The organism is Streptomyces sp. BRA346 (assembly GCF_052851135.1).
Genome location: NZ_JAIWIH010000006.1, coordinates 440836 through 455312, shown reverse-complemented (window position 1 = coordinate 455312; position 14477 = coordinate 440836). Strand labels below are relative to the sequence as shown.

Genomic DNA, 14477 nt, shown 5'->3' with positions numbered 1-14477 from the left:
TTCGAGCGCAAAGTTCTTGAAATGTGTACGTCCCGGGCCTTGTCGCGCCCTCCCCCGAGGCGCATCATCAGGATTCCTGAACATTGAGGAGTCCGCGATGAGCCTGCTCTCCACCGCCGACTGGGCGGACAGGATCTTCACCGGCGGCTGGGACCTCCCGGCGCGGCCCGGCACCATCGACATCACCGAGCCCGCGACCGGGCAGCACCTCGGCTCCGTCGGCCGGGCCACCGAGGCGGACGTCGCCCCCGCGGCCCGCACCGCGGCGGCCGCGGGGCGCGCCTGGGCCGCGGCTCCCTTCCCCGAGCGGGCCGCGGCCCTGCGGCGCGCGGCCGACGCCTTCCGGAGCCACGCCGACGAGATCGCCGACTGGATCGTGCGGGAGGCCGGATCGTCACGGGCGAAGGCCGCCCTGGAGGTGGCGGTCGCCGCCGCGGAATGCGAGGAGGCCGCCGCCCTGCCCGCGGCGCCCACCGGTGAGCTGCTGCCCTCGACGCAGCCGCGGCTGAGCATGGCGCGCCGGATCCCGGTCGGGGTGGTCGGCGTGATCTCGCCGTTCAACTTCCCGCTGATCCTGTCCATCCGCTCGATCGCCCCGGCGCTCGCGCTCGGCAACGCCGTCCTCCTCAAGCCCGATCCGCGCACCCCGGTGTCCGGCGGGGTGGTGCTCGCCCGCGTCTTCGAGGAGGCCGGGCTGCCCGCGGGGCTGCTGCACTGCCTGCCGGGCGGCGCGGACGTCGGAGCGGCGATCGTCCGCGACCCGGCGGTGCGGGTCGTGTCGTTCACCGGCTCCACCGCCGCGGGCCGCGCGGTCGGGGCGCTGGCCTCCGAGCAGCTGACCCGGGCCCATCTGGAGCTGGGCGGCAACAGCGCCCTGATCGTGCTGGACGACGCGGACATGGAGGCCGCCGCGTCCTGCGGGGCCTGGGGGAACTTCCTCCACCAGGGGCAGATCTGCATGGCGGTCGGCCGTCATCTGGTGCACGAGTCGCGGTACGAGGAGTACCTCGGCCTGCTCGCCAAGAAGGCCGAGCAGCTCACCGTCGGCGACCCCTTCCGCGAGCCGGTCGCCCTCGGCCCGCTCATCGACGACCGGCAGCTCGGCCATGTCGTGGACGTCGTCGAGCGCAGTGTGGCCGCGGGCGCCCGGGTGGTCACCGGCGGCACCCACCGGGGGCGGTTCTACCGGCCCACGGTGCTGGCCGACTGCGGCCCCTCCGTGCCCGCCTGGGACGAGGAGGTGTTCGGCCCGGTCGCGTGCGTACGTCCGTACCGGGACGACGACGAGGCCGCGGCGCTCGCCGCCGACTCCCCGTACGGGCTGAGCCTGGGCATCCTCACCGCCGACACCGCGCGCGGGCTCGCGCTGGCCGAGCGGATTCCCAGCGGAATGGTCCACATCAACGACCAGACGGTCAACGACGATCCGAACGCGCCCTTCGGCGGCCTTGCCGCGTCCGGTTTCGGCCGGGTGGGCGGCGCCCGGGCCAATCTCGACGCCTTCACCGAGACGCAGTGGCTGACCCTGCGCGGCGATACCGCGCGCTACCCGTTCTGAGCCCTTCCGAGCTGTTCCGAGCCGTTCCGAGCCGTTCCGAGCCGTTCCGAGCCGTTCCGAGCCACGGAGATTCCACGATGCCCGAAACCCTCGCCGCCGTGGTGAACAAGCCCGGCGCCCCCTTCTCCCTGGAGCGGATCACCCTGGACGAGCCCCGGCCGGACGAGGTCGTGGTCCGGCTGGCCGCCGCCGGGGTCTGCCACACCGATCTGACCGTGCGCGACGGCCATCTGCCCTTCCCTCTCCCCGGCGTCCTCGGCCACGAGGGCGCGGGCGTCGTGGAGCGGGTCGGATCATGGGTCGGCCGGGTGCGGCCGGGCGACCATGTCGTCCTGACCTTCACCTCGTGCGGTACGTGCGGCACCTGCCGCGACGGCCACCCCGCCTACTGCGCCTCCTGGCTGCCGCTCAACCTCCTCGGGGGCACCCGCGGCGACGGCACCGCGACCCTGCGTTCCGCTTCCGGGGCCGGAGGGCTGGGCGGCCACTTCTTCGGCCAGTCGTCCTTCGCGACGCACGCGCTGGTGGACGAGCGCAGCGTGGTCCGGGTCCCGGCGGACATCCCCCTCACCACCCTCGCCCCCTTCGGCTGCGGCATCCAGACCGGGGTCGGCGCCGTCCTGAACGTCCTGCGGCCCCGGCCCGGCAGCACGATCGCGGTCTTCGGCACCGGCGCGGTCGGGCTCGCCGCCCTGATGGCCGCCGTACTCGGCCCGGTCCGGCAGGTGATCGCCGTCGACCGGCTCGCCCCGCGGCTGGCGCTGGCCCGGAAGCTGGGCGCCACGGCCGTGATCGACGCCTCGGAGGAGGACACCGCGGCCGCCCTGGTCGAGCTGACGGACGGCCTCGGCGTCGACTGCGCCCTGGAGACCACGGGCCACCCCGGCGTCCTGCGCACCGCCATCGACGCGCTCGCACCCCGGGGCGAGGTCGCGGTCATCGGGGCACCGCCCATGGGCACCGAGGTCGCGGTCGACGTCAACAGCATGCTTCCGGGCCGCCGCATCACCGGCGTCACGCTCGGCGACAGCGAACCGGAGCAGCTGATACCGCTGATGGTCGCCCTCCACCAGCAGGGTCGGCTGCCCGTGGACCAGCTGATCCGGACCTATCCGTTCGCCCGGATCGAGGAGGCTGCGGCGGACATGACGGCGGGCACCACGATCAAGCCGGTGCTGACCTTCGAGGACGCGTGAACGGCGGTGAACTAGTCGGCCACACCGGCGAGGTCGCGGATGCGGCGAGCCTGGGCGGCGCGCTCGGCGGCGCGCTGCTCGTCGTACGTACGGTCCGCCGCGCCCCGCAGCAGCGCCTTGGTCTCGACCACCGCGTCGCGGGGGGCGGCGAGCAGGGCCGCGGCCAGGTCCTGGACCGCGCCGTCCAGCTCGGCGGCGGGCACCACGAGGTTGGCGAGACCGGTGCGCTCGGCCTCCTCGGCGTGGACGGAGCGCCCGGTCGCGCAGATCTCCAGCGCCCGGGCGTACCCCACGAGCCCGACCAGCGGATGGGTGCCGGTCAGGTCGGGCACCAGCCCGAGGCTGGTCTCGCGCATCGCGAACTGCGCGTCCTCCGCGCACACCCGCAGGTCACAGGCGAGGGCGAGCTGAAAGCCCGCGCCGATCGCATGGCCCTGCACCGCGGCGATGGACACGATGTCGTTGCGCCGCCACCAGGTGAACGCGTCCTGGTAGGCGGCGATGATCCCGTCCAGCTCGACGTCCGGGCGGCGGGCCATCTCCGGGAAGGACGGCTCGCCGTCGAAACCCTCGGGGGTGAACGCCTGCCGGTCGAGCCCCGCCGAGAAGGACACGCCCTCGGCGCGCAGCACCACCACCCGCACGCTGCCGGGCAGCAGCGACCCCGCCTCGGCCAGCGCCCGCCACAACGCGGGCGACTGGGCGTTGCGCTTGGCCGGATTGGTCAGGGTCACCGTGGCGACCGCGTCATCGACGGTGAGCGATACGCCGTCCTTGTCGAGCAGGGTCACAGGAAGCCTCCGGTCGGCCGCAGTCAGTACAAGTGACTGCACAGTAACCACCCGGTCGAACGGACGATCAACCGGGTGGCACTGTCCACACCTGCTTCCGGTGACGAACCGCGGACGCGAGACGCGCGATCAGGCCGATGCGGCCTTCTTGCCTCGCGTCGCGCCACCGCGACCACGTAGGGACACTCCTGATTCGCTGAGCATCCGGTGGACGAATCCGTAGGAACGGCCGGTCTCCTCGGCCAGCGCCCGGATGCTCGCACCGGAGTCGTACTTCTTCTTCAGGTCTGCCGCGAGCTTTTCGCGCGCGGCGCCGGTCACCCGGCTGCCCTTCTTCAGAGTCTCGGCCACCCGTGCCTCCTCATGGGAAGTGCGCTCTGGACTCTCATGATCACCCCTAGGCGGCTTCCTGGCCACCCATTCGGCAAGACCTGTGGAGGAAGGATTCCGAGAAATGGCGCCATACGAGCCTTCGGATTCCAGAATTCCGGCGGCTTACGCCCTGCCAGTCTTTCTTGATCCGCGAAGAAAGGGCAGGTCAGGACCTATGTGCCAGAGGTTGGACGGAGAGCGACCGGCGCGCGGCACGTGCCGTGCGCCGGTCGTGGGCGGCGCGCCGCGATACCAGCCGTTCTCACTCAGATGACGGATCACGCCTAGGCCGAATGATCTACGAGGCCATGGTTGGGGGAATCAGGCCGGAGCCCGACGCCCGGAGGTCAGGCCAGCGCGACCAGATCCGCGTAGTCCTCGCCCCACAGGTCCTCGATCCCGTCCGGCAGCAGAATGATCCGCTCCGGCTGGAGGGCGTCCACCGCGCCCTCGTCGTGGGTCACCAGCACCACAGCGCCGGTGAAGGTGCGCAGCGCGCCGAGGATCTCCTCGCGGCTGGCCGGGTCGAGGTTGTTGGTGGGCTCGTCGAGCAGCAGGACGTTGGCCGAGGAGACGACCAGGGTGGCCAGCGCGAGCCGGGTCTTCTCACCGCCGGAGAGCACCCCGGCGGGCTTGTCCACGTCGTCGCCGGAGAACAGGAACGAGCCGAGCGTCTTGCGGATGTCGACCAGGTCGAGGTCGGGCGCGGCCGAGCGCATGTTCTCCAGGACGGTGCGGTCCGGGTCGAGCGTCTCGTGCTCCTGCGCGTAGTAGCCGAGCTTCAGCCCGTGGCCGGGCGTCACCTCGCCGGTGTCCGGCCTCTCGACCCCGGCCAGCAGCCGCAGCAGGGTGGTCTTGCCCGCGCCGTTGAGGCCCAGGATGACGACCCGGGAGCCCTTGTCGACGGCCAGGTCGACATCGGTGAAGATCTCCAGGGACCCGTACGACTTCGACAGGCCCGCGGCGGTCAGCGGGGTCTTGCCGCACGGGGCCGGGTCCGGGAAGCGCAGCTTGGCGACCTTGTCGGACTGGCGCACCTCCTCCAGCCCGGAGAGCAGCTTCTCGGCGCGCCGGGCCATGTTCTGCGCGGCGACCGTCTTGGTGGCCTTGGCGCGCATCTTGTCGGCCTGCGAGTTCAGCGCGGCGGCCTTCTTCTCGGCGTTGGCGCGCTCGCGCTTGCGGCGCTTCTCGTCGGACTCGCGCTGGGCCTGGTAGAGCTTCCAGCCCATGTTGTAGATGTCGATCTGCGAGCGGTTGGCGTCCAGGTAGAAGACCTTGTTGACGACCGTCTCCATGAGGTCGACGTCGTGGGAGATGACGATGAAGCCGCCGCTGTAGGTCTTCAGGTAGTCCCGCAGCCAGATGATGGAGTCGGCATCGAGGTGGTTCGTCGGCTCGTCCAGCAGCAGGATGTCGGAGTCCGAGAACAGGATCCGGGCCAGCTCGACGCGGCGCCGCTGACCGCCGGAGAGGGTGTGCAGCGGCTGGCCGAGCACCCGGTCCGGCAGGCCCAGGCTGGCCGCGATGGTCGCGGCCTCCGCCTCGGCCGCGTAGCCGCCCTTGGTCAGGAACTCCGTCTCCAGGCGCTCGTACTTCTTCATCGCGCGCTCGCGGGTGGCGCCCTTGCCGTTGGCCATGCGGTCCTCGTTCTCGCGCATCTTGCGCAGCACGGAGTCGAGGTCGCGGGCGGAGAGGATGCGGTCGCGCGCGAGGACGTCGAGGTCGCCGGTGCGCGGGTCCTGCGGCAGATAGCCGACCTGGCCGGAGCGCGTGATGCTGCCGCCGGCCGGGATGCCCTCGCCCGCCAGGCACTTGGTGAGGGTGGTCTTCCCGGCGCCGTTGCGGCCGACGAGGCCGATGCGGTCGCCCTTGGCGATGCGGAAGGAGGCGGACTCGATCAGAACACGGGCGCCGGCACGCAGCTCGACGCCGGATGCGGTGATCACGGGAATTACTCCTGGGCAGAATGGGCGGCGGACGGGACAGACCAGCGGGCGGGGCCGACGCCGTCTAATGCACGAGGAGAATTGCCATGCGGCTAGTTTAGCGGTGCGGGCAACCGGTTTTTCCCTGGGGTCCGGAAGCTCCCCGTCTCCCTGGGCCCCGTCCGCGGGGCCTCTCAGACGCCGCCCGTGTGGACCTGGAAGGCCGCCCGGCGCACCGCCTTGGCGAGGGCCGGGTCGGGGTGGGCGGCGGCCAGCGCCACCAGCACCTGCACCGTCCGGGGGTGGCCGACGGCCCGCACCTCCGCCAGCAGCGCGGGCACCGTGCCCTGCACCGCAGACTCCAGGTGGCGCACCAGCAGCGGGCTCTCGCCGTGGTCGGAGATGGCCGCGGCGGTGTCCACCCACAGCCAGGTGGCCTCCTCGCGGGTGAGCACGTCCAGCGCGTCCTCGGGGTCGGCGCCCTCGTGCTCGGCGAGCCACAGCAGCGCGTACGGCCGCAGGCACGATTCGTCCACGACGGCCCGCACCGCGGGCTCGGCGGGTGCCCCGGCGACCCGCAGCGCCTCGAACGCGAGCCCGCGCAGCAGCGCGTCGTCGCCGCGCGCGGCGTCCAGTAGCTCGGTGATGGCGCTGCCGATCGGGCGGGCGGCGAGCCAGGCCCGGTACTCGGCGCGGGCCGGGCCGGGGGTGAGGCCCGCGCAGCCGCGCAGCATGTCGGCGGCGGGGTGCTCGATGTTCCCGGCGGGGCTCTGGGCGGCCACGCAGATCTGCTCCAGCTTGACCCACACCGCCCAGCTGCCGAGCGCGGTGAGGACGGCGTCGCCTTCGAGGACGGTGAGCGCCCCGACCGAGGCGAGCGCGTCCAGGGCCCAGCCGAGCAGGCCCTCCAGCGCGTCGTCGTCCTCCTCGGCGCCCTCCGCCCGCTCCCCGTGCGCGGTCCCGGGGTCGGCCGGGTCCGGGCGCGCGGCGGGGTCGGCGGGGGCATCGCCGTCGACCGGTGCGGCCACCCCGTACGGCACCTCGCAGCGCTCGGTGCGCAGCTCCGCGACCCGCTTGCGCAGCATGTCCAGCAGCGTGGAGATCTGCACCGGGCCCGCGGACAGCTGGAGCAGGGGGAGCAGCTGCGGTACGGCCTCGACCACCTCGGCGACGGCCGCGGGCTCGGCGGTCTCCGGCGCGGGGGTGGCCAGCGACCAGGCGTCGAGCAGCGCGACCCAGCCGCGCAGCACCGCGCTGTCGTCGCGGTCCCAGGCCTGGAGCCGCCAGCCGGGGCGGGCGGTGCCGCCGTGCAGGTCGACGAGCCCGACGAGCCGGGCCCGGTCCCAGTCGGCGCGCACCTCCTCGGGGCTGCGCCCGAGCGCCGCGGCGGCGCGGGCGGTCGCCTCGTCGGAGAGGGCGCCGAGCGAGTCGTCCTCGCCCGCGGCCCAGCGCGCCACCTCCACGGCCCCGACAAGCCCCGCACGGGCCTGCCGGGCCAATTCCGGCCGGGGCGGCGTGCCCTCCGGCGGGCGTGGCGCCGGCCGGGAGCGGTTCGGCGCGGGCCGCGGCGCGGTGGCCATCGGCCGCTGGCGGACGAGTCGGAGCCGGGAGTCGCGCGGAGTACGGGACGTCACAGAAGCAGTCTCGCCGTTGACGGCCCGAAAGCCCAATCGGCACCCGTCCGGCGGTCGCCGCGGCCGGATTCCGATGGGTAGCCGGGCCCGCCGGAGGCCCTAGGTGTGCTGTCCGGGGAGGTTGGTGACGCGGCTGACTGGGGTGTGGCCTGGCACGGCACCTCGCGGCCCCGCGCTCGTCGCTCCCCCAGCTACCGCTGGGCGGTGCCCCCCGCGCTCTCCTCACGCGACTTGCGAGCTACCGCTCCCCCACCTACCGCTGGGAGGTGCCCCCTGACGCCGCTCGCTGATCCGGCCTGATCGACAAGACACCCCCTAGATGAGAGGCGTGAGGAACCGGCGCAGCGCCTCCTCGTACCCCCGGGGGTCGGCGTTCCACATCGCGGCGTGCGGCGCGTGTCGCACCGGATGAAGGGTGACCAGCTCGGGCCGGGCGGCGGCGAGTTCACGGGAGGCGCCCCAGGGCGCGAGGGTGTCGCCGGGGCCGTGCACGATGAGCGTGGGCACCGGCAGGCTCTCGGGGTCGGCCGCCTCCGCGAGCTTGCTGTCGTGGAGCCCGGTGCGCCCTTCCGCGGCCCGTACGGCGAGCGGGAGCAGGGCGGCGGGGGTGCGGCGCGCCGCGGCGAGGGCGCGCAGGGTGGCCCGCCAGTCGAGCACCGGGGAGTCCAGGACGATGCCGCTGAGCCGGTGCCGCAGTGCGGAGTTGGCGGCCGCGTGCAGGGCCATGGAGGCGCCGGTGGACCAGCCGTGCAGGACGACGCTCTCCGCCCCGTAGCGGACCGCGTAGCGGATGGCGGCGTCGAGGTCGCGCCACTCCGTGTCGCCGAGGTGGCTGATGCCGTCGGGCGGGCGCGGGGCGCCGGGGTCGCCGCGGTACGCGAGGTCGAGCACCGGGATCCGCATCCGGTGCAGCATCGGCATGACGACCATGGGGTGTTCCCGGGTGGTGCCGAGGCCATGGGTGGTGATGACCCAGGTGGTGCGCTCGCCGGGCAGGAACCAGGCGGGCAGCGGACCGAGTTCGCCGGGAATGTCGACATCGGCGTGCTCGAGGCCGAGCGCGTCCCTGGGGTTGCCGAGGTGCACCTGCGGGGTGAGCCGCACCCGGGTGCCCGTGCCGAGGGTGCCGTGCGTCACCCGCTCCAGGCGGCGTACGACGCAGTCGGCGGGGTGCGGAACGTCGTCGTCCACCGGGCCGACGACGGCGTGGCAGGCCCGGCCGACGAGACCGTAGGTGCCGGGGCGCAGCGAGGCGAGCGAACGGGTGAGGGTGATCCGCCCGTCGTCGTCCATGGCGTGCACCGTGAGTGGCGGCTCGTTCGGCAGCGGCCGGTCGGGGGCCGGTTTGAGCGCAGCGTCGGTGACGTACCGGCCCGCCGCCACCGCGGCCGCGCCGACACCGAGCAGAGTGGTGGCGGCAGCGACCGCCGTTGTCCGCACACGCATCCCTCCCAGTGTGGGCGGGCGGCCGCGCGGCGGCCAGCGGAAGGGGCTATTTCGGGACGCCCGGAGCGCCGCCCTCCGTACCGCCGTCCCGTGACTGGCCGTAACCGCTGAGCTTGGCCGCTGCGCGGTCCAGCTCGGCGGGCGGGATGAGGGTGGGGGTGCGCCCGGGGACCGCGGCCGCGGCCAGCCAGACCTGACACATCCATTCGAGCTGGGCGGTGCGGTCGTAGGCCTGGTCCAGCGTCGCGCCGTATACGAGGGTGCCGTGGTTGCGCAGCAGACAGCCGGAGCGGTCGCGCAGCGCGGACAGCATGTTTTCGGCCAATTCATCGGTGCCGTAGAGCGCGTAGCCGGCGACCCGGACCGGCCCGCCGAGGGCGGCGGTCATGTAGTGGATCGCGGGGAGCTCGTCGACCAGCGTGGAGACGGCGGTGGCGTGAACGGCATGGGTGTGGACGATGGCCGCGGCATCGTCCGTGTGACGGTAGACGGCGAGGTGCATGGGCAGCTCACTGGTGGGCGCGAGCGTGCCCAGCACCTGTCGGCCGTCGAGGTCCACGCCGACCACGTCACGCGGGCCGAGCCGGTCGTAGGGGACGCCGCTCGGGGTCACCAGGACGGTGTCGCCGACGCGGGCCGACACATTGCCCGAGGTGCCGACGACGAGCCCGTCGGCGGTGGTTCTGCGGGCCGTCCGCACCACCTGCGTCCACGCCTGCCGCAGGGGCTGGGTCAGCCTCGGCTGTGGCCGTCGTGCCGATCGCGGCTCCGTCACGGGCCTCACCTCCGGGCGCGATCCTTCCATACGGGCGCCGGAGCGGAGCGGTTACACCGCCTCGATGTACGGACACCAAATCCCGTATGGCGAAAGGGAGTACGGTCGAAAACCAGCCGTTCTCACACCCGTGTGCCCGTGTCACCGTGAAGCCCGCCTCAGTTCATCTTCCGTTCACCCAGTTTCCTTACGTTCACCGTGCACTGACAGCCCTCCGAACTGATTGACCGGGTGTATGGAACACATCACGCTTCTCATCGGGATCGTGATCGTCACGGCCTTGGTGTTCGACTTCACGAACGGCTTCCACGACACGGCCAACGCCATGGCCACCACCATCTCCACCGGAGCGCTCGGTCCCCGGGTCGCGGTGGCGATGTCGGCAGTCCTCAACCTCGTCGGCGCCTTCCTGTCCGTGGAGGTCGCCAAGACCATCTCCGGCGGAATCATCGACGAGGGCTCCGGCATCCAGCCCGAAGTAATCTTCGCGGGGCTCGTCGGCGCGATCCTCTGGAACCTGGTGACCTGGCTGGCCGGTCTCCCGTCCAGTTCCTCGCACGCCCTCTTCGGCGGCCTCATCGGCGCCACCGTGGTCTCCGTCGGCATGGACGGGGTCAACGGCGACGCGATCGTCATGAAGGTCCTCATCCCGGCCGTGGCCGCGCCGGTCGTGGCGGGCATCGCCACGGTGGCCGCCACCCGGCTCACGTACCGGCTGGCCCACAACCGGGCCGCGGAGGACACCGCGAAGGGCTACCGCGCCGGGCAGATCGCCTCGGCCGCTCTGGTCTCCCTGGCGCACGGCACCAACGACGCCCAGAAGACGATGGGCGTCATCACCCTCGCGCTGGTCACCGGCGGCGTCATCGCGCCGGACGCCGACCCGCCCATGTGGGTGATCGTCTCCGCCGGTCTCGCGATCGCGCTCGGCACCTACCTGGGTGGCTGGCGCATCATCCGGACCATGGGCAAGGGCATCACGGACATCCAGCCGCCGCAGGGCTTCGCCGCCCAGACCGGCGCCGCGACCGTCATCCTGGCCTCGTCCCACATCGGCTTCGCGCTGTCCACCACGCAGGTCTGCTCGGGTGCCGTCATGGGTGCGGGCGTCGGCCGCAAGGGCGGTGTGGTGCGCTGGTCGACCGCGGGCCGCATGGTCGCCGCGTGGGCGCTGACCCTGCCGGCCGCCGGTCTGGTGGCCGCCGCCGCGGCACTGCTGGCCGACCAGGGCAACGGGGGCATCGCCGCGGTCGCCGTCCTCGCGGTGGTGGGCTGCGGTGTCATCTGGGTGCTGTCGCGCCGCAAGCCGGTGGACGCCACCAACGTCAACGAGCCGGGTGCGGATTCCGCCGAGCCGGTCGGTGTCGTCACCGCCGCCGTGCGGTCGGTGGCCCCGCCGCCCGCCGGAAAGAACACGTCGGCCTCTTCTGACGGCACCGGCGGCACGGATGCCGCAGACGCCTCGAAGAACACCTCGGACTCGACGTCCACCGGGGACGCCTCGTCCGAATCCGCCCCGACCCCCGCCACCGCGGGATCCCGTTCCACCAGCTGACAGGGAGCACACGCAATGCACATCGACTGGGCGGCCCTCGGCCAGGTCTTCGGCGTCAGCCTCGCGGTGACGGTCGGCGTCGTAGGGGTCTTCACCCTGGGCATCATCGGCACCTCCCGTACGGCGCAGCCGCAGCCCCAGGCCGCCGCGGGCGGCGCGTCCCCGGTTGCGCGCACCGGCGCGTACGCCTGTTTCGCGCTGTGCGCCGCGGTGGTGGCGTACGGCATCTATCTGATCGTGGCCTGAAACCAACGGAGGCCACGCAAGCCGCGGGGCGGTGGGCGCTGTTCGGCGCCCACCGCCCCGCGGTCGTTCCCACGGGGGCCCTGTGGATCTCGGCACACTCTGGCATCGCAGGTCAAATGCGAGTTGACGGCCATTCGCGCCCCATGGTGGACTTCCCGAGCCAAACGGCGGCAGGAGAGGAAGCCGGTGAGAATCCGGCGCGGTCCCGCCACTGTCACCGGGGAGCGCTCTCCCCTCACCGCAAGGGGTCACGGCCGTCCGTACGCCAGGAGGGCTGGAAGACCGGGAGAGCCGCGGATCCGGGAGCCAGGAGACTCTCACCGCCGGTCACGTCGAGCCAGGGCGCGGACCCTGAGTGAGGACATACCGCCATGCCCGGCACTGCCACGCCGTCAGCTCCCCCTGTTCGTGTGCCCCGCCGCAGAGGCATGACGGCGGTCTGAAGGATGCGTGCCGACCACGCCTCGTACGCGTGCGGCGCCGCACTCGGCTTCCTCGGCGACCTCGCCGTAGGCGATCCGCGCCGCGGCCATCCGGTGGCCGCGTTCGGACGCGCCGCCGCGGCCGTCGAGCGACGGCTGTGGCGCGATCACCGCGGTTCCGGGGCCCTGCACACCGCGCTGTGCGCGGGCGGCGCGGCCGCCGGTGCCGCGCTGCTGGCGCGTACCGTACGCGGCTTCACGGGCCGCCGCCGTACGACGGCCGATGCCGCGCTGACCGCCGCCGCCACCTGGGCCGTGCTGGGCGGCACCTCGCTGGTGCGGGAGGCCCGGGCCATCGGTGACGCGCTGGCCGCCGGGGACGTCGACGCCGCGCGGGAGCGGCTGCCGCATCTGTGCGGACGCGATCCGCAGGCGCTGGACGCGCAGCAGATCGCGCGGGCGATCGTCGAGTCGGTGGCCGAGAACACCTCGGACGCGGTGGTGGGCGCGCTGGTGTGGGGGGCCGTGGCCGGGGTGCCGGGGCTCGTCGGCTTCCGCGCCGTCAACACCCTGGACGCCATGGTGGGCCACAAGTCGGCCCGCTACCGCCGGTTCGGCTGGGCCGCGGCCCGGCTGGACGACGTCGCGGGCTGGCCCGGCGCCCGGCTCACCGCCGCCCTGGCCGCCCTCGCCGGGCCCGATCCGCGCGGCGCGTGGCGCGCCTGGCGCGAGGACGGCGGACGCCACCCGAGCCCCAACGCGGGCCCGGTGGAGGCGGCGTTCGCGGGCGCGCTGGGGGTCCGGCTGGGCGGGACGCTGGCGTACGCGGGCCGGGTCGAGCACCGCCCGGTGCTGAACCCGGGCGGCCGCCCCGTGGCGGCGGCCGACATTCCGCGGGCGATCCGCCTCTCGCGGCGGGTGTCGGCGCTCGCCCTGCTCGCCACCGTCGTGGCTCGCTCCGGAGCCGGTCGGGGCTCCGGAGCCGATCAGGAAGGGGTGAACCGATGACCCTGGGGGGCGGACTGCTCGTCGCGGGAACGACTTCGGACGCCGGGAAGAGCGTCGTCACCGCGGGCATATGCCGCTGGCTGGCGCGCAAAGGGCTCCGGGTCGCCCCGTTCAAGGCGCAGAACATGTCGCTCAACTCCTTCGTCACCCGGGAGGGCGCCGAGATCGGGCGCGCCCAGGCGATGCAGGCCGCGGCCGCGCGCGTCGAACCGAGCGCCCTGATGAACCCTGTCCTGCTGAAGCCGGGCAGCGACCGCAGCAGCCAGGTGGTGCTGCTCGGCAAGCCGGTGGGCGAGATGAGCGCGCGCGGCTACCACTCCGAGCGGCGGCGTGAAGGGCTGCTGGAGACCGTCACCGACTGCCTGAGCGAGCTGCGGCGCACCCATGACGCGGTGATCTGCGAGGGCGCGGGCAGCCCGGCCGAGATCAATCTGCGCCGCACCGACATCGTCAACCTCGGTCTCGCCCGGGCCGCGGGGCTGCCGGTCGTCGTGGTCGGCGACATCGACCGCGGCGGCGTCTTCGCGTCGTTCTTCGGTACGACCGCGCTGCTGTCCCGCGAGGACCAGCGGCACATCGCCGCCTATGTGGTGAACAAGTTCCGCGGTGATGTGAGCCTGCTGGAACCCGGTCTGGTCATGCTGCGCGACCTCACCGGACGGCCGACCGTGGGTGTGCTGCCGTACGCGCACGGCCTCGGCATCGACGAGGAGGACGGCCTGCGCGTCTCGCTGCGCGGCACGGTGCGCGAGAGCGTCGTCGCACCGCCGTACGGCGCGGACGTGCTGCGGGTCGCGGTGGCCGCCGTACCGCTGATGTCCAACTTCACCGACGTGGACGCGCTGGCCGCCGAGCCGGGCGTGGTCGTGCGCTTCGTGGACCGGCCGGAGGAGCTGGCCGACGCCGATCTGGTGGTGCTGCCGGGCACCCGGGGCACCGTGAAGGCGCTGGAGTGGCTGCGGACACGCGGTCTCGCCGACGCGATCGCGCGGCGGGCCGCGGAGGGGCGGCCGGTGCTCGGGATCTGCGGCGGCTTCCAGGCGCTGGGCCACGCGATCGAGGACGAGGTCGAGTCGAAGGCCGGGACGGTCGAGGGCCTCGGGCTGCTGCCCGTACGGGTCCGCTTCGCGGCCGAGAAGACCCTGGCCCGGCCGGTGGGCGAGGCACTGGGCGAGCCGGTGGCGGGCTACGAGATCCACCACGGGGTCGCCGAACTGCTCCACGGGGGCGACGAACCCTTCCTGGACGGCTGCCGGGTGGGCCCGGTGTGGGGCACCCACTGGCACGGCTCGCTGGAGAGCGACGGCTTCCGCCGTGCCTTCCTGCGGCGGGTCGCGGAGGCGGCGGGCCGGGCGTTCGTGCCCGCGCCGGACACCCGCTTCGGGGCGCTGCGCGAGGAGCAGCTCGACCGGCTGGGCGATCTGATCGAGGAGCACGCGGACACGGACGCGCTGCTGAGGCTCATCGAGGACGGCGTACCGGACGGGCTGCCCTTCGTGCCGCCCGGGGCGCCGGGAGGAACGGATTGAGCACGACGAGACGCGAGCCC

At 73.5% G+C, this 14477-nt stretch carries 12 protein-coding genes and 1 riboswitch; of the genes, 6 read left to right on the top strand and 6 right to left on the bottom strand.

Annotated features, from left to right (window positions below; genetic code table 11):
• The first annotated feature begins 97 nt into the window (after nt 1-97).
• On the top strand, nt 98-1558 hold the full coding sequence (locus tag LCH29_RS11870) for an aldehyde dehydrogenase family protein (RefSeq protein ID WP_446461647.1): 1461 nt from the start codon (nt 98-100) through the stop codon (nt 1556-1558).
• 77 nt (nt 1559-1635) lie between these two features.
• Nucleotides 1636-2754, top strand: a complete 1119-nt coding sequence (locus LCH29_RS11865) for an NAD(P)-dependent alcohol dehydrogenase (RefSeq protein WP_446461646.1) — start codon at nt 1636-1638, stop codon at nt 2752-2754.
• Between the two features lie 11 nt (nt 2755-2765).
• On the opposite strand, the gene LCH29_RS11860 is transcribed toward LCH29_RS11865, so the two are convergent.
• From LCH29_RS11860 to LCH29_RS11835, 6 genes are all read right to left on the bottom strand, one after another.
• On the bottom strand, nt 2766-3545 hold the full coding sequence (locus LCH29_RS11860) for an enoyl-CoA hydratase/isomerase family protein (RefSeq protein ID WP_446461645.1): 780 nt from the start codon (nt 3543-3545) through the stop codon (nt 2766-2768).
• A 129-nt stretch (nt 3546-3674) separates the two neighbouring features.
• The gene (locus LCH29_RS11855; RefSeq protein WP_009718933.1) at nt 3675-3896 is read right to left on the bottom strand and encodes a helix-turn-helix domain-containing protein; all 222 of its coding nucleotides are present in this window, start codon (nt 3894-3896) and stop codon (nt 3675-3677) included.
• Between the two features lie 368 nt (nt 3897-4264).
• Nucleotides 4265-5863, bottom strand: a complete 1599-nt coding sequence (locus LCH29_RS11850; RefSeq protein ID WP_446461644.1) for an ABC-F family ATP-binding cassette domain-containing protein — start codon at nt 5861-5863, stop codon at nt 4265-4267.
• A gap of 173 nt (nt 5864-6036) precedes the next feature.
• Nucleotides 6037-7476 (bottom strand): hypothetical protein, encoded by a 1440-nt coding sequence (locus tag LCH29_RS11845; protein ID WP_446461643.1) that lies wholly within the window; start codon nt 7474-7476, stop codon nt 6037-6039.
• A 315-nt stretch (nt 7477-7791) separates the two neighbouring features.
• Entirely contained in the window at nt 7792-8922 is a 1131-nt protein-coding gene (locus LCH29_RS11840) for an alpha/beta hydrolase (protein ID WP_446461642.1), read from the bottom strand.
• Between the two features lie 46 nt (nt 8923-8968).
• Nucleotides 8969-9727: a class II aldolase/adducin family protein gene (locus LCH29_RS11835; RefSeq protein ID WP_446461641.1), complete on the bottom strand. Its 759-nt coding sequence runs from the start codon at nt 9725-9727 to the stop codon at nt 8969-8971.
• A 205-nt stretch (nt 9728-9932) separates the two neighbouring features.
• On the opposite strand from LCH29_RS11835, the gene LCH29_RS11830 reads away from it, so the two are divergent.
• The 4 genes from LCH29_RS11830 to LCH29_RS11815 all read left to right on the top strand — a co-directional run bounded on the left by LCH29_RS11830 (nt 9933) and on the right by LCH29_RS11815 (nt 14457).
• On the top strand, nt 9933-11252 hold the full coding sequence (locus LCH29_RS11830; RefSeq protein WP_446461640.1) for an inorganic phosphate transporter: 1320 nt from the start codon (nt 9933-9935) through the stop codon (nt 11250-11252).
• 15 nt (nt 11253-11267) lie between these two features.
• Entirely contained in the window at nt 11268-11498 is a 231-nt protein-coding gene (locus LCH29_RS11825) for a hypothetical protein (protein ID WP_009718927.1), read from the top strand.
• A 130-nt stretch (nt 11499-11628) separates the two neighbouring features.
• Nucleotides 11629-11834, top strand: a riboswitch (cobalamin riboswitch).
• Nucleotides 11835-11944: 110 nt separating this feature from the next.
• Nucleotides 11945-12928, top strand: coding sequence for a cobalamin biosynthesis protein (locus LCH29_RS11820; RefSeq protein WP_446461639.1), 984 nt, complete (start codon nt 11945-11947; stop codon nt 12926-12928).
• Nucleotides 12925-14457: a cobyric acid synthase gene (locus LCH29_RS11815; protein WP_446461638.1), complete on the top strand. Its 1533-nt coding sequence runs from the start codon at nt 12925-12927 to the stop codon at nt 14455-14457. The genes LCH29_RS11820 and LCH29_RS11815 overlap by 4 nt, the downstream gene beginning before the upstream one ends.
• Nucleotides 14458-14477 lie beyond the last annotated feature (20 nt).

What these genes read in the sequence shown, in the direction of transcription:
- LCH29_RS11870 (WP_446461647.1), top strand. Translation starts at nt 98, where the DNA reads ATGAGCCTGCTCTCCACCGCCGACTGGGCGGACAGGATCTTCACCGGC.
- LCH29_RS11865 (WP_446461646.1), top strand. Translation starts at nt 1,636, where the DNA reads ATGCCCGAAACCCTCGCCGCCGTGGTGAACAAGCCCGGCGCCCCCTTC.
- LCH29_RS11840 (WP_446461642.1), bottom strand. Translation starts at nt 8,922, where the DNA reads ATGCGTGTGCGGACAACGGCGGTCGCTGCCGCCACCACTCTGCTCGGT.
- LCH29_RS11835 (WP_446461641.1), bottom strand. Translation starts at nt 9,727, where the DNA reads ATGGAAGGATCGCGCCCGGAGGTGAGGCCCGTGACGGAGCCGCGATCG.
- LCH29_RS11830 (WP_446461640.1), top strand. Translation starts at nt 9,933, where the DNA reads ATGGAACACATCACGCTTCTCATCGGGATCGTGATCGTCACGGCCTTG.
- LCH29_RS11825 (WP_009718927.1), top strand. Translation starts at nt 11,268, where the DNA reads ATGCACATCGACTGGGCGGCCCTCGGCCAGGTCTTCGGCGTCAGCCTC.
- LCH29_RS11820 (WP_446461639.1), top strand. Translation starts at nt 11,945, where the DNA reads ATGCGTGCCGACCACGCCTCGTACGCGTGCGGCGCCGCACTCGGCTTC.
- LCH29_RS11815 (WP_446461638.1), top strand. Translation starts at nt 12,925, where the DNA reads ATGACCCTGGGGGGCGGACTGCTCGTCGCGGGAACGACTTCGGACGCC.